Below are 22,367 nucleotides of genomic sequence, written 5' to 3'. Positions count from 1 at the left end.
GGAACATCGTGCAGGTATCCGTACCCGACGTCTCGTCGAAGTCCCTGGCCGAACTCGTCTCGCTGTCCGGGCGGCGCGCCGTCGTGACCGGCGCGGGCCGGGGGCTCGGCCGGGCCGTCGCGGAGCGGCTGGCCGAAGCGGGAGCGGACGTGCTCGTCGCGGACATCCAGGACGAGCTCGCCACCGCCGTCGCCGAGGACCTCGGCGCCCGGGGTCGGGGCCGCGCCCTGGCCGCCCGTCTGGACGTCACCGACCCCGACAGCGTCGTGGCCGCCGCCGACCTCGCGGTCCGGGAGCTCGGCGGGATCGACATCTGGGTGAACAACGCCGGGATCTTCCCCAGCGTGCCCGCGCTGAAGATGTCCGACCAGGCCTTCGACAAGGTGTTCGCCGTCAACACCCGCGGGGTCTTCCTCGGCTCCCGCGAGGCCGCGCGCCGGATGAGCGAGGCCGGGCACGGGGGTGTCATCGTCAACGTCGTCTCCACGGCCGGGTTCCGCGGGACGGCCCCCGGGCTCGCGGCGTACGTCGGCTCCAAACACGCGGCCCGCGGCCTCACCCGGCAACTCGCCCTGGAGTTCGCCCCGTTCGGCATCCGTGTGCTGGGCGTCGCACCCACCTTCGTGCCGACCGAGGGCAACATGGCGGCGGCCGCGGCGGCCGGTGTGCCGCTGGACTCCGAGGCGCTCCTGTCCGTGATGCGGCCGGGCCCGCTCGGCCGGCTCGGTGTGCCGGACGACATCGCCCGGGTGGTGCTGTTCTGCGCGAGCGACCTCTCGGCCTTCATGACGGGCAGCACGCTCCTCGCCGACGCCGGTGAAACGACGTGACCGCCACGCCGCCCCGACCACCCCGACCGCACCGAGCCCCCGGTAGGAACTCCATGCTCTCGCCCCGTACCACCCCCACCCGCGACCTCGTCGGCCTCGACGGCCTGTGGCGGTTCGCTCCCGGCACCCGGGCCGGCGCCACCCCATGGGCGTCACGGCTCGCCCCGCCGCTCGAAGTGCCCGTGCCCGCCAGCTACAACGACCTGTTCGTGGACCCGGAGATCCGTGACCACGTCGGCGTCGTCTGGTACCAGCGCGACGTGCGCGTGCCGCGCGGCTGGACCGGCGAGCGCGTGGTCCTGCGCTTCGGCTCGGTCACCCACGCCGCGCAGGTCTACGTGGACGAGCGGCTCGTGGCCGAACACACCGGCGGCTACACGCCGTTCGAGGCGGACCTGACCGGGATCGTCCGCCCCGGCGCCGCGTTCCGGCTGACGGTCGGCGTCGACAACCGGCTGACGAACGTGACGATCCCGCCCGGCACCGTCACGACCGGCCCCGACGGCCGCGAACGGCAGTCGTATCTGCACGACTTCTACAACTACGCGGGCATCGCGCGCCCGGTCCGCCTGTACAGCACGCCGACGACCTTCGTCGAGGACGTCATCGTGGTCACCGGACGGGACGGCGCGGCCGGTACCGTCGGCTACCGCGTGGAGACCGCCGGCGAGCACACCGACACGGTCACCGTGCGGGTGCGCGCGGTGGACGAGGCCGGCCGGACCGTAGCTGAGGGAGAAGGCCCCGAGGGCGCCCTGCGCATCGAAGACGTCACGCTCTGGCAGCCGGGCGCGGCCTACCTCTATGACCTCGTCGTGGAGTTGGCCGTGGACGGCGAGACCGTCGACAGCTACACCCAGCCCTTCGGTGTCCGTACCGTCGAGGTGCGCGGCACCGACTTCCTCATCAACGGCGAACCCTTCTACTTCACCGGCTTCGGCAAGCACGAGGACACCCCCGTCCGGGGCAAGGGCCACGACGACGCCTACCTCGTCCACGACTTCCAGCTCATGCAGTGGACCGGCGCCAACTCCTTCCGTACCTCCCACTACCCCTACGCCGAGGAGGTTCTGGACTTCGCCGACCGGCACGGCATCGTCGTCATCGACGAGACCGCCGCCGTCGGCCTCAACCTGGGGGTCCAGGGCGGGCTCACCGGCGTTCCACCGACCCCGACGTTCGCACCGGAGAACTTCGGCGGGACCACGCGGGACGTCCACGCCCAGCACCTGCGGGAGCTGATCGAACGGGACAGGAACCACCCGAGCGTGGTCATGTGGTGCCTCGCCAACGAGCCCGCCTCCAACGAGGAGGGAGCCCGCGAGTACTTCGAGCCGCTGGTCGAACTGGCCCGCAAGCTCGACCCGACCCGGCCACTCACCTACGCCGCCGTCATGTTCGCGACCCCGCAGAACGACCGGATCGGCGACCTGTTCGACGTCCTGAGCATCAACCGCTACTACGGCTGGTACCTGTTCACGGGCGACCTCGCGACCTCCGAGGGCTATCTGGAGCAGGATCTGCGCGGCTGGGTCCAGCGCTTCGGCAAGCCGGTCATGATGTCCGAGTACGGCGCCGACACCCAGCCGGGCCTGCACTCCGTCTGGGACACCCCCTGGAGCGAGGAGTACCAGAGCGACTTCCTCGCCATGTACCACCGGGTCTTCGACCGCATCCCCGAGTTCGTCGGCGAGCACGTATGGAACTTCGCCGACTTCCAGACCTCCCCAGGCATCCACCGCGTCGATGGCAACAAGAAGGGCGTGTTCACCCGCGACCGGAAGCCGAAGTCGGCCGCGTTCGCCCTGCGCGGGCGCTGGCTCCCACTGGGCGGTCGAAAGCCCGGGCAGGTCTCGGCCGACTGACATCCGCGACTGCGCGAGGGGACCCCGATTCCCTGCCGTGCGCTGTTGGCATCGGCGCCCCGGGACACCGGTTCAGGAGACGGCGGTGAGGGGGCCGGAGGACGCGCAGGGGCGTCATCACGGGATGCCGACGCCGTGGCCGGATGCCGTCCGCAGGTCGCGCGGCCTACGGCGACCACGTCATCGGCGGCGGACACCGCCCGGTCCGCGGCAACGCCCGCCCCCGGGGCGTTCGTAGAGCGACTGTGGTGCCGGAGCCGCCGGGACCGCTTCGCACCACGGCTCCTCGCCGAGCAGCTGGAACCACCACTCCCCGCGGCGTCCGCGACCGGGTTCCCCAGCGCCCGACACGGCCGGTGTTCCGGCCCCGTCCAGTACGGCCCGCACCCCGCGTGCCCGCCTTCTCCCCCACGGGTTGCCACCGCCCCTAGCGATCATGTGACAAAGGAGTGCGCATGCCTCACGACGACCGGGACGTCAGCGTGGTGGTTCCCCTTGCGAAGGCGACAACGCGGGACGCCGTCGGAGGTCCCCCCGAGCCGCCCCCCGCGCCGGAGATCGAGGCACCGCCGATGCGGAGGGTGGGCAGGGGCTATCTCCTGTGGCTGATGATCGCCAGTTTCGGTGGCTCCCTGGCCCTCATGGTCCCCCTGTCCTACTCGCTCGCGGTGCGGATCGACGACCTCGCCCCCGGGCACGAGGAGCAACTCGGGTACGTCACCGGCTCCGCCCAGGTCGTCTACCTGGTCCTCAGCCCCCTGATCGGCCTCTGGAGCGACCGGACTCGTTCCCGGCTCGGCCGCCGGACCCCCTTCATGATCGGCGGCACCCTGCTCGGCACCGCCGCGCTCGTCGCAGTCGCGCTCGCGCCGTCCGTTCTCCTGCTGGGCCTGGCCTGGGTCGTCGGCATGATCGGCTGGTCCACCACCGGGCAGGCCATCCAGAACGTCCAGGCCGACCGGGTGCCCGAGGAGCAGCGGGGCCGGGTCTCCGCCCTGACCAGCGTCATGACCCAGATCGCCCCGGTGGTCGGCATCGGCCTCGCCTACGCGGTGGCCTCCAGCACGTTCCTGGTGTTCCTGGTCCCCGGCGTCCTGGGCGCCGCCCTGGTGGTGCTGTTCCCGGTGTTCAGGCCCGAGGGCGACTCCCGCGCGCTGGTGCACACCACCGGCGTGACGCTGCGGAGCATGGTCACCAGCTACGGCTTCAACCCCCGCAGGTACCCGGACTTCGGCTGGAACTGGCTCGGCCGCTTCGTGTTCTTCATGGGGCTGTACTTCAACACGACGTTCGGCACCTTTTTCTACGCGCAGCGGCTCGATCTGCCGGTCAAGGAGGTCGCCGGGATCGTGGCGGTCATCGGGACCATCGGTGTGGTGGCCGCGGCGGGGGGCGCCATCGGGGGCGGCTTCCTCTCCGACAAGCTCGGCCGGCGCAAGCTGTTCGCCCTGATCGGTTCCGCGGTGTTCGTCGCCGGGGCCGTCACCGAGGCGTTCGCCCACTCGCTGCCCCAGCTGGTCGTCGGCGCCGTACTGATGCAGTTCGCCATCGCGGTGTTCGGCGCCGTCGACCAGGCGATCGTGTTCGCCGTCCTGCCGGACCGGGCCGAGGCGGGCCGCTACCTCGCCGTCGTCGGGTTCGCGCAGAAGATCCCCAGCGCCGTCGCCCCGCTGATCGCCCCGCTCGTCATCACCCTGGGCGTCGGTGCAGGGGGCGAGAAGAACTACACCCAGCTCTATCTGATCGGCGCGGTCCTGGCACTGGTCGGCGGACTCATCGTCAAGTTCAAGATCAAGTCGGTGCGGTAGCGGCTGCTCCCGCCCGGCGTCCCGAGAAGTGTTCCGTCCACCGAGTTCCGAGAAGGCACACCATGCGCGACGCACCGTACGACCTGGCCATCGACAGCGGCGGGGACGCCTTCCTCGTGTCCGGGCCCACGCCCCGGCTGTCGTGGAAGCCGCCGTCGGACGCGGCCCGCCCGGTGGCGTACGAGGTGGAGTGCACCGTCGACGGCGAGGCGCGGGCCGCCGTGACCACCGCCGTGGGCGGGCACCGCTTCCTCCCCTGGCCGTGGGCGGCGCTGTACAGCAGGCGCCGGGTGGCCTGGCGGCTCCGGGCGCTCGGCCCCGACGGCGAATCGCCGTGGTCGCAGTGGCACACGTTCGAGAGCGGTCTGCTCGCCACCGACTGGCGGGCGCGCTGGATCAGCCCCGCCGAGTCCGGTGACCGCGGATACGGCAGACGGCCCGCATACGTCCTGTCGGCCCGGTTCGAGGCGCGCTCCGGGGTGCGCTCGGCGCGGCTGTACGCGACGGCGCTCGGGGTGTACGAGGCGTACGTCAACGGCGAGCGGGCCGGCACCACCGAATTGTCGCCGGGGTCCACCTCGTACGACCGCACGCTGTACGCCCAGGCCTACGACGTCACAGCCGCCGTCGACACGGGCGACAACCGGGTCGAGATCCTGCTGTCCGACGGCTGGTACCGGGGCCAGGTCGGCGCCTTCCGCCTCCCGGCCGGCTGGGGCACGGTGCCCGGAGCGCGGGCCGAACTGCACCTCGTCTACGAGGACGGTGCACGGCAGGTCGTCCGCACCGACGGGACGTGGACGAGCGCGGAGTCGGCCATCACCCGGGCCGACCTCATGGACGGCCAGACCACCGACTTCCGCGTGCGCCCCGGGACCGGGCGGCCCGTCCTCGTCGACCATGTGGAGGCGCCCGAGGTCGACTGGTCGCCGGCACCCCCGGTCCGCGTGGTCGAGTCGCGCCCGGCGCAGTCGGTCGAACAGCGCGAAGACGGCGTGTGGATCGCCGACTTCGGCCAGAACGCCTCCGGGTGGATCGCCCTGGGCGGCCTCGGCCCGGCCGGCACCCGCACGATCGTCGACCACGGCGAGCACCTCGGCCCGGACGGCGACCTGACGACCACTCACCTGGACTCGACGCGCCCCGGGCAGGCCCCCATCCCCTTCGTCCAGCGCGACGTGGCCGTCTCCGCGGGAGGGGCTGAGACGTTCGAGCCGCGTCATACCGTGCACGGCTTCCGGTACGCCCGCATCCGGCGCGACGGCGCCCCTCTGGACCCGGAGCGCCTCGTCATGCGGGTCGTCCACTCCGACCTGCGCCGCACCGGCACCTTCGCGTGCGGTCACGACGACCTCGACCGCCTCCACGAGATCGCCGAGTGGAGCTTCCGCGGCAACGCCGTCGACGTGCCCACGGACTGCCCGACACGCGAACGCCTCGCCTGGACCGGCGACTACCAGGTCTTCACTCCCACCGCGACACGCCTGTACGACGTCCTGGGCTTCAGCCGCAAATGGCTGCGCTCCGTGCGCGACGACCAGTTGCCCGACGGCCGGATCGCCAACTTCTCGCCGGACGGGCGCCGGATCAAACACCACCTGGACGACCAGTTCGCCCTGATGACCGGCTCGGCCGGCTGGGGAGACGCCGTCGTCGCCGTCCCGTGGGAGCTGTACGAGGCGTACGGCGACCGGGAGATCCTCGCCGAGAACTGGGCGGCGATGGTCCGCTGGGTGGAGTGGGCGCTCACGACCGCCCGCACCGCCCGCCATCCGTCCCGGGTCGAGCGTTCGGCTGAACCGCTGCCGCACGAGCAGTACCTCTGGGACGGCTCCTTCCACTGGGGAGAGTGGACCGAGCCCAAGTCGAAGGCGGCCGACGGCACCCGTGTCGACCCGGTCATGGACGATCCCGCCGCCTGGTTCATGGCCGACAAGGGCGAGGTGGGCACGGCGTTCCTGTACCGCTCGACGGCGACCGTGGCCCGCGTCGGCCGGGCGCTGGGGCGCATCGAAGAGTCGGACCGCTACGCCGCGATCGCCGAGCGGGTCCGTGACGCATGGCGCACCGAGTTCCTCTCCCCCGACGGACGCACCGCCGGCGACACGCAGGCCGGTTATGTGCGCGCACTCTCCTTCGGGCTCGTCTCCGACGAGCTGCGCGAGGCTTCCGCCGCGCGGCTGGTCGAGCTGATCCGCGCCGCCGGCACCCACCTCACCACCGGTTTCCTCTCGACCGGCGATCTGCTCCTCGTCCTGGGCGACACCGGCCACGCCGACGTCGCCTACGAGTTGCTCCTCCAGCGCACCGCACCCTCCTGGCTGTACATGCTCGATCGCGGCGCGACCACCATCTGGGAGGACTGGGAGGGCATCGACGACAACGGCACGGCCCACGACTCGCTCAACCACTACAGCAAGGGCGCGGTGATCCGCTTCCTGCACACCCACACCCTGGGACTGCGGCAGACGCCAGGGTCGATCGCCTGGGAGTCCTTCGAGGTCGCGCCCGTCCCGCACCCGTCCGTGCCGTGGGCCCGGGGCACCCACGAGTCCCCGCAGGGCACGATCGCCGTCGACTGGAACACGACCGGCGGCACCCTCACCATCACGGTCGACGTCCCACCGGCCACCACCGCCCGCATCGTCTTCCCCGACGGCACGATCGAGGGGCTTGTGGGACCCGGCAGGTTCAGCGCCACCGGGCGTGTGGGGAAGGCGAGTTGAGACGGCCTCAACCGCGAGGGGCCCGTCACTGGTGACGCCCGATGACCGCGGTGGCCGGGAGCCGACCCGCCGACGGTGTCGCCGCGGGCAGCCCGCCGCCGGGGCGGGTGGTCGTGCGGAGCGGTCCGCAGGCCGGACAGCGTCTCGCATCGCCTCCACACCGGCTCGCTACGCCGGTTGGGCTTCGCGACGGACCAGCCTCGGCCGGAACGGCGATGTGTACGGAACTGACGCCGTGGCCGGCCTCACTCAGATCCGCGCGTAACTCACGTGCCGCGGCAAGCAGTTCGTCAGGGGACGTGGGCCACCGCGCAGTCGGCGTCCAGAGCCGCGATCACGCTGCACAGCTGGCCGCCGAGGCGACCGGGGCTCATTCTTCGTCCTCCGGCTCTGCGACCTGCGGGAAGGTCATCCGCATGAAGGCCCGGACCGGCCCGACGATGTCGAGATCCTGGTCCAGCAGCCACTGCAATTGCAGGCCGTTGAGCACGGCTTGGAGCAGCGTGGCCGCATGTTCGGGGGCGAGCGCTTCGTTCAGTTCTCCGCGATCGGCCTTCCCGCTCATGCCTTGGGCGAACTGTTCGCGTCCCCAGGCGTAGCGCTGCGCGAAGTAGTCGTGCGCGGGGTGCTCCGGGCGGGAGGCGGCCGCCGCGAGCTCGATCCACAGGCGCATCAGTTCGGGGGCCTTCTGATGGTGGCGCAGCAGGTCGCCGAGGTACGGCGCCAGATGGTCCATGTCCGGCACCTGTGACTCGGCGTACTGCCGCTCCTCGGCGTCGCGTTCGGCGAGCACGGCGGCCAGGAGGTCGTCCTTGTTGCGGAAGTGATGCAGCAGCCCGGCATGGGTGATGCCGGCCCGCTCGGCGATGTCACGCAGCGAAGCCTTCGTGAATCCGTGTTCCGCGAAGCTCTCACGCGCCGCCCGGACGATCTCGGCCCGTCTGGCGGGGGTCTTGGTGTACGGGCCGCGGGCCTTGGCCTGGGTCACAGTGCGCTTCCTCTTCTCGAATCCCGCATCACGATTCTCAAAACCTTCCAAGACTTAGCATTTTGCCTGCTCGGCAGTGTGGGCGGCGACCGTCGCGAGCACAAGGGGCGGGCCACGGCGATTTCGCGCCAGGTAACGCTCTGGTCACGAACAGAGTCTCCCATCTTCCCGCACCTCCCGCCGGGGCTTACCTTCCGAATGAAATTCAACCACGTGGTAACTGTTCACGCGACTGGACCACTCGGCGGATCCGCGACCGCCGCAGCGTCCTTGACCACCCGCATGCCGGCCTCACGGGCCCCGTCGCACATCCCCACACGTGCATCGGCCCTCTCGTGCACCCGTGCATGACCGCACCGACACACCGACGCACTGACGAAGGCCTCGGCTCTTCAGGTTCCAGGACGAAGGAATCCACTCATGCGCATCCGCTCCTCGCACCCCCGGCCCGGCCGACCGCCGCGACAGCTCTCGCAGGCCCTGGCGGCCGCTGTGGCCGTCGCAGTGCTGGCGACGGCCACAGCGGCCTGCGACAGCACCCCGGCCGCCACGTCGAACTCCGGCACCGACGTGACCCTCGCACTGTCCATCCTCGGCACCCCCAACTCGTTCGACCCCGCCCAGCTCATCGAGGGCCAGCAGACCTACGTCTGGGACTCGATCTTCGACACGCTGCTCCTCCAGGACAACAAGGGCGAGTTGCATCCCGGCGCCGCGCAGAGCTGGTCGTACGCGAAGGACGGGCGCACGCTGACGCTGAAGATCCGCCAGGGCATGAAGTTCAGCTCCGGCGATCCGGTCGACGCGAACGCGGTGAAGGCCACCCTGGAGCGCATCCGGTCGACGCCGGGTCAGAGCCAGCTGTCGCTATCCTCCGTCTCCGCGGTCGAAGCCCCCGACGCCTCGACGGTGGTCATCGAGCTCAAGCAGCCCGACGCCTCGCTGCTCGGCGCCCTGTCGACATCGCCCGGCGTGATCGGCGACCCGAAGACGATGGCGAACAAGAGCAGCGCCCTGAACCCGGTCGGCTCGGGCCCGTACATCCTGGACACGAAGGCCACGGTCAACGGCTCCGTGTACGTCCTCAAGCGGCGCGACGACTACTGGAACAAGAAGGCGTATCCGTTCCGGACGGTCAAGATCCGCGTGATCACCGATCCGACCGCCTCGGCCAACGCCCTCAAGGCGGGCGAGACCAACGCCGGCACCGCCGACGTCTCTCAGCTACCCGCGCTCAAGGCGGCCGGCTTCCAGATCACGCACGTGAAGGCGACCGCGGGTGCCTTCCTCGTCCTCGCCGACCGCGCCGGTACCAAGTTGAAGCCGCTCGGCGACCTGCGCGTCCGCAAGGCCATCAATATGGCCTTCGACCGGCAGAAGATCGTCACACAGGTGCTGCGCGGTTCCGGCAAGGCCACCGACCAGTTGTTCAACCCCCAGGGCGGGGCCTATGACCAAACGCTCAACAAGCTGTACCCGTATGACGTCGCCGGGGCCGAGAAGCTGCTTTCCGAGGCCGGTTACCCGAACGGCTTCTCGGTCACCATGCCAAGCCTGGTCTTCACCAAGAGCTTCGAGCCGATCTTCACCCAGGCGCTCGCCGACATCGGCATCAAGGCGACCTGGGAACCGGTGCCCGCGCAGCAAACCGCGTCAGCCGTCGCGTCGGGCAAGTACCCGATGTTCCTGCTCGTCGAGGGCCTCGCCTCCGACGCGATCATGACCCGCAGCTTCTACACCCCGACCGGCTTCCGCAACGTCTTCCGCACCACCGACCCGAAGCTGACCGAACTTCTCGGCCAGGCCGCCCGGGAACTCGACCCGGCGAAGGCCGCCGGAATCTACCGGAAGATCAACGAGTTCGGCGTCGAGAACGCCTGGCTGGCGCCCGTCTTCCATCTCGGCAGCGACTGGGCCACCAAGAAGGGCATCACCTACCTCGGCGACGGCTCCTCCACGATGTCCACCATCCGGCAGTTCGGCGTCGCCGGCTCCTCGCAGCAGTCCGGAGAGTGAGTCCGCGCCCATGACGGTCTATCTGCTGCGTCGCCTGACCGCGGGCCTCGCGCTCGCGGTCCTGGTGACCATGATCACGTTTCTGCTGCTCAGCACGTCCTTCGACGACGTCGCGGGCAGTGTCCTCGGCAACGGCGCCGCCCCGCATCAAATCGCCGCCCAAAAAGCGCAGATGGGCCTCGACCGGCCCGTGGCCGTCCAGTACGCCGACTGGCTCGCGCACGCCGTCCGCGGCGACCTCGGCGCCTCGTACTTCACCAGCGAACCGGTCCGCTCTGCCATCACCGCCCGGCTGGGCGTCACCCTGTCGATCGTCGTGGTCGCGCTGCTGGCCACCTCGGTCATCAGCGTCGCGCTCGGTGTGGCCGCCGCCGCACGCGGCGGCGCCGTCGACCGGTTCGCACAGGGCGCCGCGATGATCGGCTATGTCGTCCCGAGCCTGCTCGTCGCCATCGCGCTGGTCTACGTGTTCGCCATCAAGATGCATGTGTTTCCGGCCACCGGATACACCGATTTCAGCGAGAGCCCGAGCCGCTGGGCCGGCAGCATCGCCATCCCCGTGGTCGCCCTGATGATGGGCGGCGTCGCCGGTCTGACCTCGCAGATCCGCGGCGCCATGATCGGCGAACTGCGCAAGGACTACGTCCGTACGCTGCGCACCCGGGGCATCCCCACCCACTCCATCGTGCTGCGGCACGCCCTGCGCAATGCCGCGGGACCGGCCCTGACCGTGCTCTCCCTGGAGTTCCTCCAGATGCTCGGCGGGGCCCTGATCATCGAGCAGATCTTCGCGCTGCCCGGCTTTGGTCAGTACGCGTTCAACGCCTCCTTGCAGGGCGACGTACCGATCATCATGGGCATCAGTCTGTTCGGTGTGCTGCTCGTCGTGGCCGTCAACCTCGTTGTCGACCTGCTGGGCGGCTGGCTCAACCCGAAGGCGAGGATGGTCCGTTGACCACAGCGCGTACGGACGCACGGCGCAGGCCGGCCCTGCGGCGCCTCCTCACCGACCCCCAGGCCATGGTCAGCGCGAGCCTGCTGACCGTCGTCGTCCTGCTCGGTCTGCTCGCGCCGGCCCTCACCGACCACGGTGCCAACCAGGCGAACCTGGACGCGGTCAACGTCGGCATCGGCGACCACGGCTACCTGCTCGGCGGGGACAAAAGCGGCCGCGACATCCTCGCCAGACTCCTGTACTCCATCAACACCAGCGTGGTCTCGGCGCTCATCGGCGCGAGCATCGCGCTCGCGATCGGGATCACGTCCGGGCTGATCGGCGGATACTTCGGGAGGCGGGTCAGCGGCGCCGCCGAATGGCTCTTCAGTCTGATCATGACGTTCCCCGGGCTGCTCCTGCTCATCATCCTGATGCCGGTCACCAAGGGCGACTACCGGGCCACCATGGTCGTCTTCGGGGTACTGCTCTCCCCCGGCATCTACCGGCTCGTGCGCAATCTCGTCCTCGGCGTGAAGAACGAGCTCTACGTCGACGCCGCCCGGGTCTCCGGACTGCCCGACCGGCGCATCCTGCGACGGCACGTGCTCACCGTGGTGCGCGGCCCGGTGATCATCGCCACCGCGTTCCTCGCCGGTTCCTCCATCGCCGTCCAGTCGGGCCTGGCCTTCCTGGGCCTGGGCTCAAGCACCGTGCCCAGCTTCGGCGCGATGATCTCCGAGGGCTTCACCAACCTGTACGAGGAGCCACTGCAGTTCCTGTGGCCGAGCCTCGTGCTCGGGATCATCACCGCTTCGCTGGTGCTCCTGGGCAACGCGCTGCGGGACGCCTTGGAGGGCGGGCGTCCCCAGCCGGTCCGGATCGTGACCACCACCGGGTACCGGCCGCCTGCCGCGGAGGGTGACGCCGTCACCAAACTGCTCACCGTGAACGACCTGGCGATCGCCTACCCGACGCCGACCGGCGAACTGAAGGAAGTCGTCAGCGGCGTCACCCTGAGCGTGGCCGCCGGGGAGACCCTCGGCCTGGTCGGCGAGTCCGGCTCCGGCAAGACGCAGACCGCGTTCGCCGCGCTCGGGGTGCTGCCCGCTGAAGCGGTCGTCATACGCGGCTCGATCCGGCTCGACGGCCGCGAGTTGCTCGGCCTGAGTGAGCGCGAACTGCGCGCTGTACGGGGGACGTCCATCGCGTACGTCCCCCAGGAGCCGATGTCCAACCTGGACCCGTCCTGCACGGTGGGCGCCCAGCTCGTCGAGGGCGTGCGGGCCGCGATGCCCATGTCCAGGGGTGAGGCCCGCAAGCGGGTCCTGGCACTGCTCGCCAGGTGCGGCATTCCCGACCCCGAACGCACCTTCCGCTCGTATCCGCACCAGATCTCCGGCGGCATGGCACAGCGCGTCCTCATCGCCGGCGCCGTCGCCGGTCGACCCCTGCTGCTCATCGCCGACGAACCGACCACCGCCCTCGACGTCACCGTCCAGGCGGAGGTCCTCGACCTCCTGCGCGACCTGCAGAAGGATCTGAACATGGCCGTACTGCTCGTGACCCACAACTTCGGTGTGGTCGCGGACATCTGCGGCCGCGTGGCCGTCATGCGGGAGGGCACGGTCGTCGAGACCGGCACGACGGAGGAGCTGTTCGCCGTGCCGAAGCACCCGTACACGCGGGGACTCCTGAACTCCGTCCTCGACGAGACCACGCTGCGCACCGACCCGCCGGCCGCCTCCGCGGACGCACTCGAAACGGAGAAGCGATGAGCACAGTGCTGGAGGTGGGCGACCTGCGCGTCGCCTACCCGGGGCGGGGCTTCAGAGGCCGCCCGCACGAGGTCCTGCACGGTGTGTCGCTCACCGTGGGGCAGGGCGAGACGCTGGGCGTCGTCGGCGAGTCGGGGTCCGGGAAGACGACCATCGGCCGCTCCGTGCTCGGTCTGGTCGCGCCCAGTGGCGGCACGGTCCGCTTCCAGGGCCACGACATCACCCGCGCCGGACGCAAGGAGCGCCGTGCTTTGGCCCGGGACATCCAGGTGGTGTTCCAGGACCCCTACTCCTCCCTCAACCCGGGCCTCACCATCGGGGACATCCTCAGCGAACCGCTGATCGTGCAGGGCACCGCGGCGGGTGAGGCCCGGCACCGGGTGGCGGAACTGCTCGACCAGGTGGGGTTGCCGAAGAACGCCTCACAGCGGCTGCCGCGGGAGTTCAGCGGCGGCCAGCGACAGCGCGTCGCGATCGCCCGCGCCCTGGCTCCCGCACCGCGGCTCATCGTGTGCGACGAACCCGTCTCCGCGCTCGACCTCACCACCCAGGCCCGCGTCCTCGATCTCCTCGTCGACATCCAGCGGCGCACCGGCGTCGCCTACCTCTTCATCTCGCACGACCTCACGGTCATCCGGCACGTGAGCCACCGCGTGAGCGTCATCCACCAGGGCAACATCGTCGAGACCGGACCGGCGGGCGAGGTCACCACGACCCCCGAACACCCTTACACCCAACGCCTGTTGCTCGCCGCACCGGTCCCGGACCCGACCGAACAGCGGCGGCGGCGCGAGGCGCGGCAACGTCTGTGACGTCTCGTCGCACCGCATCCCGAGCCGCACCAGGCCTTCACGGTGGTTCGGAAACAGGCGCGACACCCCGCTCTCCCCTGTCGGGGCCTCGCGCCGTGGACCCGGTGGCCGATGGGAACCCTCGGTGCGGGGGTTGAGAGAACATCAGGAAATGCCTGTGCATGCCGAGCAGGCTGAAAATGGTCGAGCGCGGCTGGTGCGACCGCGGCGTCGACCCGGCATCAGCGACGGCACAGGTCCCGGGAACTCCACCGCAGGTCCGGGTTGCTGCCGGTCAACTGCACGGCGCGGGAAGTTACGCCGCGCAGTGGGCCGTTCCCGCGGCGGGCCGAAGATCCAGGGGCATCCGCACCCGATCCCGGCGCGGATGCCACCGCGGACCTCAGAACATGGTGTTGTCGTTGGCGCTCTTCTCCGGCACCTCCTGGATCACGTCCCAGTGCTCGACGATCTTCCCGTCGACGACGCGCCAGAAGTCCGCGACGGCCATGCCGCGGTCGCCGGGCTTGAGGTGCAGGTTGCTATGGGTGACCACCAGATCCCCTTCGGCGACCGCGCGCTTGATGTCCAGGCGCAGGTCGGGAAACTGCCCGCGCAGCCAGTGGACATAGCCGACGAACGCCTGCGGACTGTCCTGCGCCTCGGGGTTGTGCTGGATGTAGGTCTCACCGAGGTGGGCTTCGGCGGCCTGTTCCGGCTGGTAGTCGTTGAACGCCTGCTCGTAGAAGGCGATCACGAGTGCCTTGTTGTCGTCAGCGGACATGCAGTTCTCCTGCCATGCGGATGGAACGGAAACGCGTCAGCCGGTCATGGCGTCGCGGACGAGTGCGGTGTCGACGAACTGCTCGAAGCGGACGATGAGTCCGCCGCGTACGACGAAGTGGTGGGCGACCCGCACGTTGATCCGCTTGCCGGTGGCCTTGTTGGTCGCGGTGTAGCGGGCGAGGACGACGACGTTCTCGCCGTCGACGACGTAGGTGTCGTCATGGGCGGTCCAGCCGTCCCAGTCCTTGCCGAGCTGTTCCATGACGTTGGCGGTGACGCCGTCGGGGGTGCGGTAGGTGCCGGCCAGGGGGAAGCCGGCCATCTCGGTCCACTCCACGTCCGGGGCGAGGGTGGCCCGCAGGGCCTCGAGGTCCCCGGCGGCGGACGCCAGGTACTGGCGCCGTACGACGTCGGCGGGTGCGGTGGAGGTGGCGAACTCGCTCATGGTCAGCCCCACTTCATCTCGCCCTTGGCGACCTTCGCGCCGATCTGGGCGGCGATCAGCATGCCGTTGTCCGGGTAGCGGGCCACGAGCGCCTCGGTCAGCGCGGCGCCGTCGGCCGCCTTGCCGAGTTCCTCCTCGAAGGCCAGCAGGTAGTCGCGGGTGGCGGTGATGGCGGAGGCGTCGGCGGCGGTGTCGGGCAGGCGGTGACCGGGGACGACGAGCTGCGGGTCGAGGGCGGCCATCTCGTCGAGCAGGTCGATCCAGGTCGCGCGGGACTCGGGGGTGGCGGTGTCGGCGACCCAGACGTGCTCCTGCTGGAACAGCAGGACGCCGCCGAGCAGGGCGCGGGACTCCGCCTGCCACAGGTAGTGGCGGTCGGGCAGACCCGCGGGGCCGCCCTTGAGCTCGAAGCGGTGCCCCTCCAGGGTGAGGTCGCCGGTCAGAGGGCTGAGGTCGACCAGGCGGGTGGGCAGGTTCGGGCCGAGGGCCGCCCACGCCTTCAGCTTGCCCTCGTAGGAGTGCTGGATGTGCTCGATGACGATCGGGGTGGCGACGAACACCGCGTCGGGGAAGGCGTCGGCGATCACCTCGGCGCCGAAATAGAAGTCGGGGTCGGCGTGGGAGACGAAGACGGTGGTGAGCTTCTTGCCGGAGTCGAGGACCGCGGCGGCCAGGCGGTGGCCGTCGGCGCGGGTGAACGCGGCGTCCACCAGCAGGGCATCGGTGTCGCCGGTGACGAGGGTGGCGGTCTTGTTCTTGGATCCGGCGGGGAAGTCGAGGTCGAGGATCTTGTAGTCGAGGGTGCTCATGCTCGGGGCTCCTTGGAGGGGTGGAGGGTTGCGGGGTCAGTTGAGGTTTGCGAGACGCCGGTCCACCTCGTCCGCGGTGGCGTGTCCGAGTGCCAGGGGGACGATGTGCTCGTCGTCGATGGCGAGGAGGGTGGGGAAGCTGGAGACTCCGTGCTGGGCCGCGCGGCGGAAGTCGGCGCGGGCCGCGGTCTGCGCCTCGGGCGCTTCGAAGGCGGCGACGACGGCATCCGCGTCGAGCCCGGCCGCCTGGGCGACTGTCCGGTACGTGGCCGCCTCCGACAGGCTCAGGCCGTCGACGTAGAAGGCGTGCTGCAAGGCCGTGGCCAGCTCCGCCGCGCGGTCGGGAGCCACCTGCCGCAGGGCTGCGACGCCACGGGCGGCGGCCTCGGAGTCCATCACGAACGAACCGTCGGCGATCAGTCGTTCGTAGGCCTCGCCGAACTCGGCACCGGTCTGCTCGGCGATCTGGGCGTTGGCCCCCTGGACGTAGCCGAATTCACGGATGGGGACCCGGCGGCCGCCGGTGAACAGACCGCCGGAGACGACCTCGACCGGCAGGTCGGGGTGGCGCGTGGTGATCTCGCGCAGGGTCGCAGTGAATCCGTGCGACCAGCCGCAGTAGGCGTCGAAGACGTAGACGAGCTTCATCGAGGACCTCGGCAGAGAGGGGCGCCCGCCGACTGCGAGCGATTCATCTGATCAAACAGTAACTGACTCGTCAGATATTTCTCGACTCGTGTGATCTGGGGCACAGGCGAGCACTCCATGCCATTGGATCTGCGCTACCACCGGTCCGCAGGTCAGGGAAGTCGAGGCAGTACGTCCCGGGCCGTGTGGCTGAGGATGCGCAGATCCTCCGCGAACCGCTCGCGGTCGGCCGCCGGGAGCGGCTCCACGAAGTACCGCTTGATGTTCTCCAGGTGCACCCTGGCAGCGCGTACGGCTGTCTCCTCGCCCAGCGGGGTCAGCCGCACCAGCTTTCCGCGCCGGTCGCCAGGGGACTCCACGCGCGTCACGAGGCCGGCCGTCTCCATGCGATCCACCAGCCGGGTGGCACCGCCGGTGGTCAGGACCTGCTCCTGCGCGACGGCCCGCATGGAAAGCCCCGGCTCACTCGCCCGCCCGAGGATCAGCAGCACCTCGAAGACCAGGTGGCTGATGCCGCACTCCACCTCAAGGGCCCGGCCGAGGATGTACTCCAGTCGGTTCGCCGCCCCCTGCAACCGTCCGAACGCCAGGATGAGCTCATGGTCGGCGGCCTCCTTCGCCGTCCTGATCTCCGCTTCCTCATCCACAGCCGCGCTGCCCCTCTCGTCGTCCCGGTACCACCGTACCGATCACGTACGTAGGGGACGGCGCCCCAGGGTCTCCTGCCACTCGGTTCGCATCGCGATCCCGAGCCGGCAGAAGACCCTTCGTCAAACCGTTCAGTTGATGCGCACGATCTTCCAGAACTGGTCGTCGATGTTCAGATCGTTCCACTGCACGACTGCCGCGCCGTTGGTGGTGGAGGACTGGGCGACGGCGGCGTTGAAGCCGCTGCCCACATTCTTGAGTTCGTAGTAGCCGTTGCCCGCGTCGGTGAGGGTCCATTTCTGTGAGTTCGCGGTGGACGGCGTGTTCTGGACGACGGCGGCTCCGGCGGTGGTGGAGCCGCTACGGATGTCCAGGTTCAGGTTGCTGTTGGCGTTCCTGACGGTCCAGGCTCCGCCGCCGGCGGACTGGAAGGTGAACAGCTGGCAGAAACATGCCGAGTTCTGCCACTGCTGGGCTGCCGTGTTGGTGGCCGTCGAACCCTGCGGGATGTCCAGGTACTTCCCGCTGTTCTTGTTGACGAGGACGTACTGCCCGGTGCCCAGCGCCGGCAGAGCGGTCTGGGTGACGTTCCAGCGCTGGCAGGCACAGCTGGTCCCGCTCCACTGGCCGGCGGCAGTCCCGGTGGCGGTGGAGGCGTTCGGGATCTCCAGGTACTTGCCGGTCACCCGGTTGGTGAGGCTGTACCCGCCGGCCGGGTTCGGGGCGACGGCCCACTCGTGGTCCAGGGTGCCGTTGTCGTCCCACTGGAGGATCTTGGCTCCGTCGGCGGTGGACTGGTTCTCCACGCCGAGGACCTTGCCGCTGGCGACGTTGAGGATCTTGAAGTAGCCGGAGCTCTGCTGTACGAAGCGCCACTGCTGGTCGGTGGCGTTGTCGGCGTTCTGCTGGGTGGCGTTCGTGCCGTTGGCGGTGGAGCCGCCCGCGATGCTCAGCATGAGGTTGCTGCCCGCGTTCGCCACGGTGTAGGTGGCACCGTCGGAGATGCCGCCGCCCAGGTCGATGGTGCTGTAGGTGACGGGGTTGGAGAGGTTGGGGCCTCCGCTGCCGCCACTGAGCACGAGCAGGCTGTGGCCGTCGGACAGGGGCACCATGCCCCGGCTGTAGCCGCCGGCGACGTTGGAGCTGATGCGCGTCCAGGTGTTCGCGGCACCGTTCTGGGTGTTGAGGAACAGGTCGCTGGTGCTGTAGGCGCCGACGACCAGCGTGCCGTTCGGACCGCCGGTGGGCAGCCACGTGATGTACGGGGTGCTGGTGGGTATCGTGCCGTCCGTCGCTTGCAGGGGGATGCCCGTGACGGAGTTGAAGGCCTCCGGGTCGGCGGAGATCTTGTAGTAGACGGCGAAGTTGCCCGAGGGCGAGCCGCCGTACTCATACGTCATGACGTAGTTGCCGTTGGGCAGCTTCGCGACGGTGGGCATGCCCGGGCGCTGGCTGTAGGTGGGCATCGCCACGTCGTCCACGACCGGACCCCAGGTGTGCAGGTCGGTGGTGACCTGGTGCACGACCTTCTGGCCGTGGTCGGGGTCGCGCTGGTCGGAGTAGTAGACGATCAGCTTTCCGTTGGCGTAGAGGAAGAACGGCTCCCATACGGGGGTGTTGCCGTTCGTGTCGAACGCCGGGCCGCCGGTGGCGATGTTGCTGACGAAGGTCCAGGACTGCCCGCGGTCGGTGCTGGCATAGACGTCGATCTTGATGGCCGAGCGGTCGGAGGGGACGGAGGCACCGGCGGCCAGGATGGTCCCTGCGGGGAAGTTGCCCACCGCCGTGGGCAGTTCGAACAGCTCGGGCTCCCAGCGCATGCCCCAGCCGTTCTGCGTGTCGGCAACCTCGGAGATCTTCGACCAGGAGTTGCCGTTGTCCGTACTGCGGTAGATCGGAAGGACCGGCGTGCCGGTGGTGTACTGCTCGAACGTCGCGAGGATGGTGCCGTTGGCGGAGCCGTTGTGCTGCATCCGCATCGCCCGCGGGTAGAGCGACCCGGGCGAGGGCGCACCCGACGGCGGGGTGTACATCGTCTGCGAGGGACGGGCCAGGGCGTCTGCCCGGCCGGCGGGTATGACCAGGGTCATCACCGAGACGAGCAGGATGAAGGCCAGGGACAGGAAGGAGACGGGACGGGAAAGCGGAGCGACGCCGGGTCTGGCGGCTGGCTGCGCAGGGGACATTGCGGCTCCCAGGGGAAGGTGTGTTCGGTGTCCGCCGGCTCGGAACGGCTCGGAGTGACGCGGCGGGGTTTGTTGGGCGCGTGGCCCGGGGGGCAGCCGGGCAACACTGCCGGGCGCGGCTGCGCGCGCAGGGGCGCGGCGCGACAAGCGCGGAAACGGCGAAGGTGGAGCGCCTCGGCGTGTGGGTGTGCCGGAGCGGTGGTGCGAGGGGGTGGGGTGGGTCAGAGGGAGGGCGGGGGTGCCGTCGAGCCGCGGACGACGAGTTCGACGGGTGGGTCGTTCGCGGGCGGCAGGTCGGTGTCAGGCTTCTCGATGGCGTGGAGGAGAAGCCGGATTCCCTCGCTCGACGCGGCTTCGAAGGGCTGACGGACGGTGGTCAGGGGCGGGGAGACGTAGGCGAAGACGGGGTTGCCGTCGAAACCGACGACACTGACATCTTCCGGCACCCGACGACCGCTTTCCCGCAGGCCGTGGATCAGGCCGATGGCCATCTCGTCACCGGCGGCGAACACCGCGGTCACCAAGCGGTCCGAGGCCAGCCCGAGGCCCGCGGTATACCCGGAGGCCGCCGACCAGTCGCCGTTCAGCACGGGCGGCTCGTGCGCGCCCCGGTCCGCCAGCGCCGCCTGCCATCCCTCGATACGGTCCTTGGTGGCGTACCAGCGGCGCGGCCCGGCGAGGTGATGGACGGTCGCATGCCCCAGGTCCAGCAGGTGTTCCGTGGCCGCACGTGCCAGCTCATGGGCGCCCACGCCGACGGACAGGGTGCGGGCGGCGGTGAAGGCGGGTGGCGCGCCGACGAAGAGGACCGGCACGTCCACGCCGAGCGGGACTTCGCCCTCGACGATGGGTACGGAGACGACGATGCCGTCCACGCCCTGCTCCAGGAGTGATTCCAGCGCGCCGGCGATGCTGTGCGGGTCGCCGTCCGGGGTGTTGACCACGCGCAGCGCGTAACCGGCGTCCCGTACGGCCTGTTCGATGCCCACGAGCAGGGAGGCGGTTCCGTACCCGGCTGTTGCCAGGGCGACCACACCGATGGACCGGGTACGGCCGGAGGCCAGTGCCCTGGCCGCGTGGTTCAGCCGGTAGCCGAGTTCCTCTGCGGCCGCCAGGACGCGTCGGCGGGACTCCTCGGAGACATACGGCTCGTTGTTGAGGACCCGGGAGACCGTCTTGCGTGAGACGCCGGCCAGCCTGGCCACATCCTCACTACGCGGCGCGGCGGAGCCCGCACCGCGCTCCAGCCCTGTTGTCATGAAGTCTCCCCATGGCCGTGTTCTCCATCGAACGAAGTCAAGTTACCTGACCGCGCGGTCTGACCGCGCGGTCAATGTGTAGTCATCGGCCGAGCACACGTCAAGAGTCCGCGCAACGCCACTTGCCCGCGATGCGACGGACATCGAGGTCCGCGGGCTGGCGGAGCGAGGCGCTTGAGGCGTCAAAGGAAGGCGTGCCCGTCATGCATTCCTGCAGATCAAGCGCCGGTTGGCGGGTCCGCGGCAGTTCGATGGCCGACCATGTCAGCCCCGTCCGTCCGGTCCGGTTGGCGCCACATCGGGCTTGCGAACGAAGCCGGCCCCTCATGGATTACCAGACGGAAAGTCTTGACAGTGAGTCCACGGAGCGTTCACGCTTCCTGGCGTCCGACGATCGCGTTTGTTCGATCGTGTTGGATTCTGGCTCTCGACTGACCTGCAAACGGTCCCTCGACGACCCGCCCTCCGTCATACCCACCGTCCGGCTGACGTGCCATACCTGGGTACCGCCAGCCCTGTAGGAGCCGAAATGCACCGTTCCTCCCTCGGTCAGCCCATGTCCGGAACCAGCCGCCGCACCGTGCTCCGCGGACTCGGCGGAGCCGCGGTCCTGGGTGCCGGCATCCCCCTGCTGAGTGCCTGCGCCGGCAGTTCCGCCTCGTCGGACACCAAGACCGTCACCGTCGGCTCCAACGCGTCAGACGCCGTCCCGAAGAAGGCGTACGGCGACGTCTACGCAGCCTTCACGAAGCAGTCCGGGATCAAGGTCGCCATCAACACCAAGGACCACAACACCTTCCAGGAGCAGATCAACTCCTACCTCCAGGGAACGCCGGACGACGTGTTCCAGTGGTTCGCCGGATACCGGATGCAGTTCTTCGCGGCCAAGGGTCTGGCCACCCCGATCGACGACGTGTGGAAGACGATCGGCGGCAACTTCCCTCCGGCGATGCACGACCTGAGCAAGGGGCAGGACGGCAAGTACTACCTGGTGCCGCTGACCACGTCGCCGTGGGCGGTCTTCTACCGCAAGAGCGTCTTCCAGAAGTACGGCTACGAGGTCCCCACCACGTGGGACGCGTACATCGCCCTGTGCAAGCAGATGAAGAAGGACGGCCTGGTCCCGATCGCGTTCGGCGACAAGGACGCCTGGCCGGCCATGGGCTCCTTCGACCAGATCAACTTCCGTCTCAACGGCTACGACTTCCACGTCGAGCTGATGGCGGGCAAGGCTTCGTGGACCGACGCGAAGGTCCGCAAGGTCTTCGACACCTGGGCCGAGACCCTCCCCTACCACCAGGAAGGCGCGGTCGGCCGTACCTGGCAGGACGCCGCCCAGACGCTGGTGGCGAAGAAGGCCGGCATGTATATGCTCGGCATGTTCGTGGCCCAGCAGTTCACCAACAAGGCGGACCTGGACGACCTCGACTTCTTCGCCTTCCCCGAGATCGACCCGGCGTACGGGCAGGACACCGTCGAGGCGCCGACCGACGGCATCATGCTCAGCAAGAAGCCCAAGAACCACGCCGGTTCCGTCAAGCTGCTCGAATTCCTCGGCACGCCGGAGGCCGAGGAGACCTACCTGAAGGCCGACCCGAGCCTCATCGCCGCCTCCTCGAAGGCCGACACCTCCGCCTACAGCGCCCTCCAGAAGAAGGCGTACGAGATGATCAGCGGCGCGAAGCACCTCACGCAGTTCATGGACCGTGACAGCCGACCGGACTTCACCTCGACGGTCATGCAGCCCGCGCTGCAGAAGTTCATCCGCGATCCCAAGGGGATCGACAGCCTGCTGTCCTCGATCGAGCGCCAGAAGAAGACGATCTTCGCGTCCGGCTGAGACCGCCCCC

The 22,367-nt window shown here is 69.7% G+C and carries 17 protein-coding genes; 9 read left to right on the top strand and 8 right to left on the bottom strand.

What is annotated here, in order from left to right; genetic code table 11:
* The first annotated feature begins 8 nt into the window (after positions 1-8).
* From AQJ46_RS44105 to AQJ46_RS44090, 4 genes are all read left to right on the top strand, one after another.
* Positions 9-830: an SDR family NAD(P)-dependent oxidoreductase gene (locus tag AQJ46_RS44105; RefSeq protein ID WP_059210994.1), complete on the top strand. Its 822-nt coding sequence runs from the start codon at positions 9-11 to the stop codon at positions 828-830.
* Between the two features lie 53 nt (positions 831-883).
* Positions 884-2,695, top strand: coding sequence for a beta-glucuronidase (gene uidA / locus AQJ46_RS44100; protein WP_059210993.1), 1,812 nt, complete (start codon positions 884-886; stop codon positions 2,693-2,695).
* A 455-nt stretch (positions 2,696-3,150) separates the two neighbouring features.
* A complete protein-coding gene (locus AQJ46_RS44095; RefSeq protein ID WP_059210992.1) occupies positions 3,151-4,503 on the top strand; it encodes an MFS transporter in 1,353 nt (450 codons plus the stop codon).
* Positions 4,504-4,565: 62 nt separating this feature from the next.
* Entirely contained in the window at positions 4,566-7,229 is a 2,664-nt protein-coding gene (locus AQJ46_RS44090; RefSeq protein ID WP_059210991.1) for a family 78 glycoside hydrolase catalytic domain, read from the top strand.
* 370 nt (positions 7,230-7,599) lie between these two features.
* Here the strand turns inward: AQJ46_RS44090 and AQJ46_RS44085 are convergent, their stop codons facing one another.
* Positions 7,600-8,217 (bottom strand): TetR/AcrR family transcriptional regulator, encoded by a 618-nt coding sequence (locus tag AQJ46_RS44085; protein WP_059210990.1) that lies wholly within the window; start codon positions 8,215-8,217, stop codon positions 7,600-7,602.
* A gap of 420 nt (positions 8,218-8,637) precedes the next feature.
* Between AQJ46_RS44085 and AQJ46_RS44080 the strand changes: the two genes are divergently transcribed.
* Genes AQJ46_RS44080 through AQJ46_RS44065 form a run of 4 tightly spaced genes read left to right on the top strand, consistent with a single transcriptional unit; the run spans position 8,638 to position 13,757 of the window.
* The gene (locus AQJ46_RS44080; protein ID WP_059210989.1) at positions 8,638-10,233 is read left to right on the top strand and encodes an ABC transporter substrate-binding protein; all 1,596 of its coding nucleotides are present in this window, start codon (positions 8,638-8,640) and stop codon (positions 10,231-10,233) included.
* A 10-nt stretch (positions 10,234-10,243) separates the two neighbouring features.
* Positions 10,244-11,188: an ABC transporter permease gene (locus AQJ46_RS44075; protein ID WP_059210988.1), complete on the top strand. Its 945-nt coding sequence runs from the start codon at positions 10,244-10,246 to the stop codon at positions 11,186-11,188.
* Positions 11,185-12,945, top strand: a complete 1,761-nt coding sequence (locus tag AQJ46_RS44070; RefSeq protein WP_059210987.1) for a dipeptide/oligopeptide/nickel ABC transporter permease/ATP-binding protein — start codon at positions 11,185-11,187, stop codon at positions 12,943-12,945. Before AQJ46_RS44075 ends, AQJ46_RS44070 begins: the two co-directional genes overlap by 4 nt.
* Positions 12,942-13,757, top strand: coding sequence for an ATP-binding cassette domain-containing protein (locus AQJ46_RS44065; protein ID WP_059210986.1), 816 nt, complete (start codon positions 12,942-12,944; stop codon positions 13,755-13,757). The genes AQJ46_RS44070 and AQJ46_RS44065 overlap by 4 nt, the downstream gene beginning before the upstream one ends.
* A gap of 382 nt (positions 13,758-14,139) precedes the next feature.
* Here the strand turns inward: AQJ46_RS44065 and AQJ46_RS44060 are convergent, their stop codons facing one another.
* The 7 genes from AQJ46_RS44060 to AQJ46_RS44030 form a co-directional block, all read right to left on the bottom strand.
* Positions 14,140-14,520 (bottom strand): nuclear transport factor 2 family protein, encoded by a 381-nt coding sequence (locus AQJ46_RS44060; protein WP_059210985.1) that lies wholly within the window; start codon positions 14,518-14,520, stop codon positions 14,140-14,142.
* 36 nt (positions 14,521-14,556) lie between these two features.
* The gene (locus AQJ46_RS44055) at positions 14,557-14,967 is read right to left on the bottom strand and encodes a nuclear transport factor 2 family protein (RefSeq protein WP_199873916.1); all 411 of its coding nucleotides are present in this window, start codon (positions 14,965-14,967) and stop codon (positions 14,557-14,559) included.
* Positions 14,968-14,969: 2 nt separating this feature from the next.
* On the bottom strand, positions 14,970-15,776 hold the full coding sequence (locus AQJ46_RS44050; RefSeq protein WP_059210984.1) for an MBL fold metallo-hydrolase: 807 nt from the start codon (positions 15,774-15,776) through the stop codon (positions 14,970-14,972).
* A 36-nt stretch (positions 15,777-15,812) separates the two neighbouring features.
* Complete coding sequence (locus AQJ46_RS44045; RefSeq protein ID WP_059210983.1) at positions 15,813-16,424, bottom strand: DsbA family protein; 612 nt, start codon at positions 16,422-16,424, stop codon at positions 15,813-15,815.
* A gap of 152 nt (positions 16,425-16,576) precedes the next feature.
* A complete protein-coding gene (locus AQJ46_RS44040; RefSeq protein ID WP_059210982.1) occupies positions 16,577-17,071 on the bottom strand; it encodes a MarR family winged helix-turn-helix transcriptional regulator in 495 nt (164 codons plus the stop codon).
* Positions 17,072-17,203: 132 nt separating this feature from the next.
* On the bottom strand, positions 17,204-19,258 hold the full coding sequence (locus AQJ46_RS44035) for an RICIN domain-containing protein (protein ID WP_059210981.1): 2,055 nt from the start codon (positions 19,256-19,258) through the stop codon (positions 17,204-17,206).
* A gap of 221 nt (positions 19,259-19,479) precedes the next feature.
* Positions 19,480-20,517: a LacI family DNA-binding transcriptional regulator gene (locus tag AQJ46_RS44030; protein WP_059210980.1), complete on the bottom strand. Its 1,038-nt coding sequence runs from the start codon at positions 20,515-20,517 to the stop codon at positions 19,480-19,482.
* 529 nt (positions 20,518-21,046) lie between these two features.
* On the opposite strand from AQJ46_RS44030, the gene AQJ46_RS44025 reads away from it, so the two are divergent.
* Positions 21,047-22,357 (top strand): ABC transporter substrate-binding protein, encoded by a 1,311-nt coding sequence (locus AQJ46_RS44025; RefSeq protein WP_208617089.1) that lies wholly within the window; start codon positions 21,047-21,049, stop codon positions 22,355-22,357.
* The last annotated feature ends 10 nt before the right edge of the window (positions 22,358-22,367 follow it).

This window comes from Streptomyces canus, assembly GCF_001514145.1.
GTDB classification, from domain to species: domain Bacteria; phylum Actinomycetota; class Actinomycetes; order Streptomycetales; family Streptomycetaceae; genus Streptomyces; species Streptomyces canus.
The sequence above is the reverse complement of the archived record's forward strand: the minus strand, read 5'-3'. Positions and strand labels throughout refer to the sequence as shown.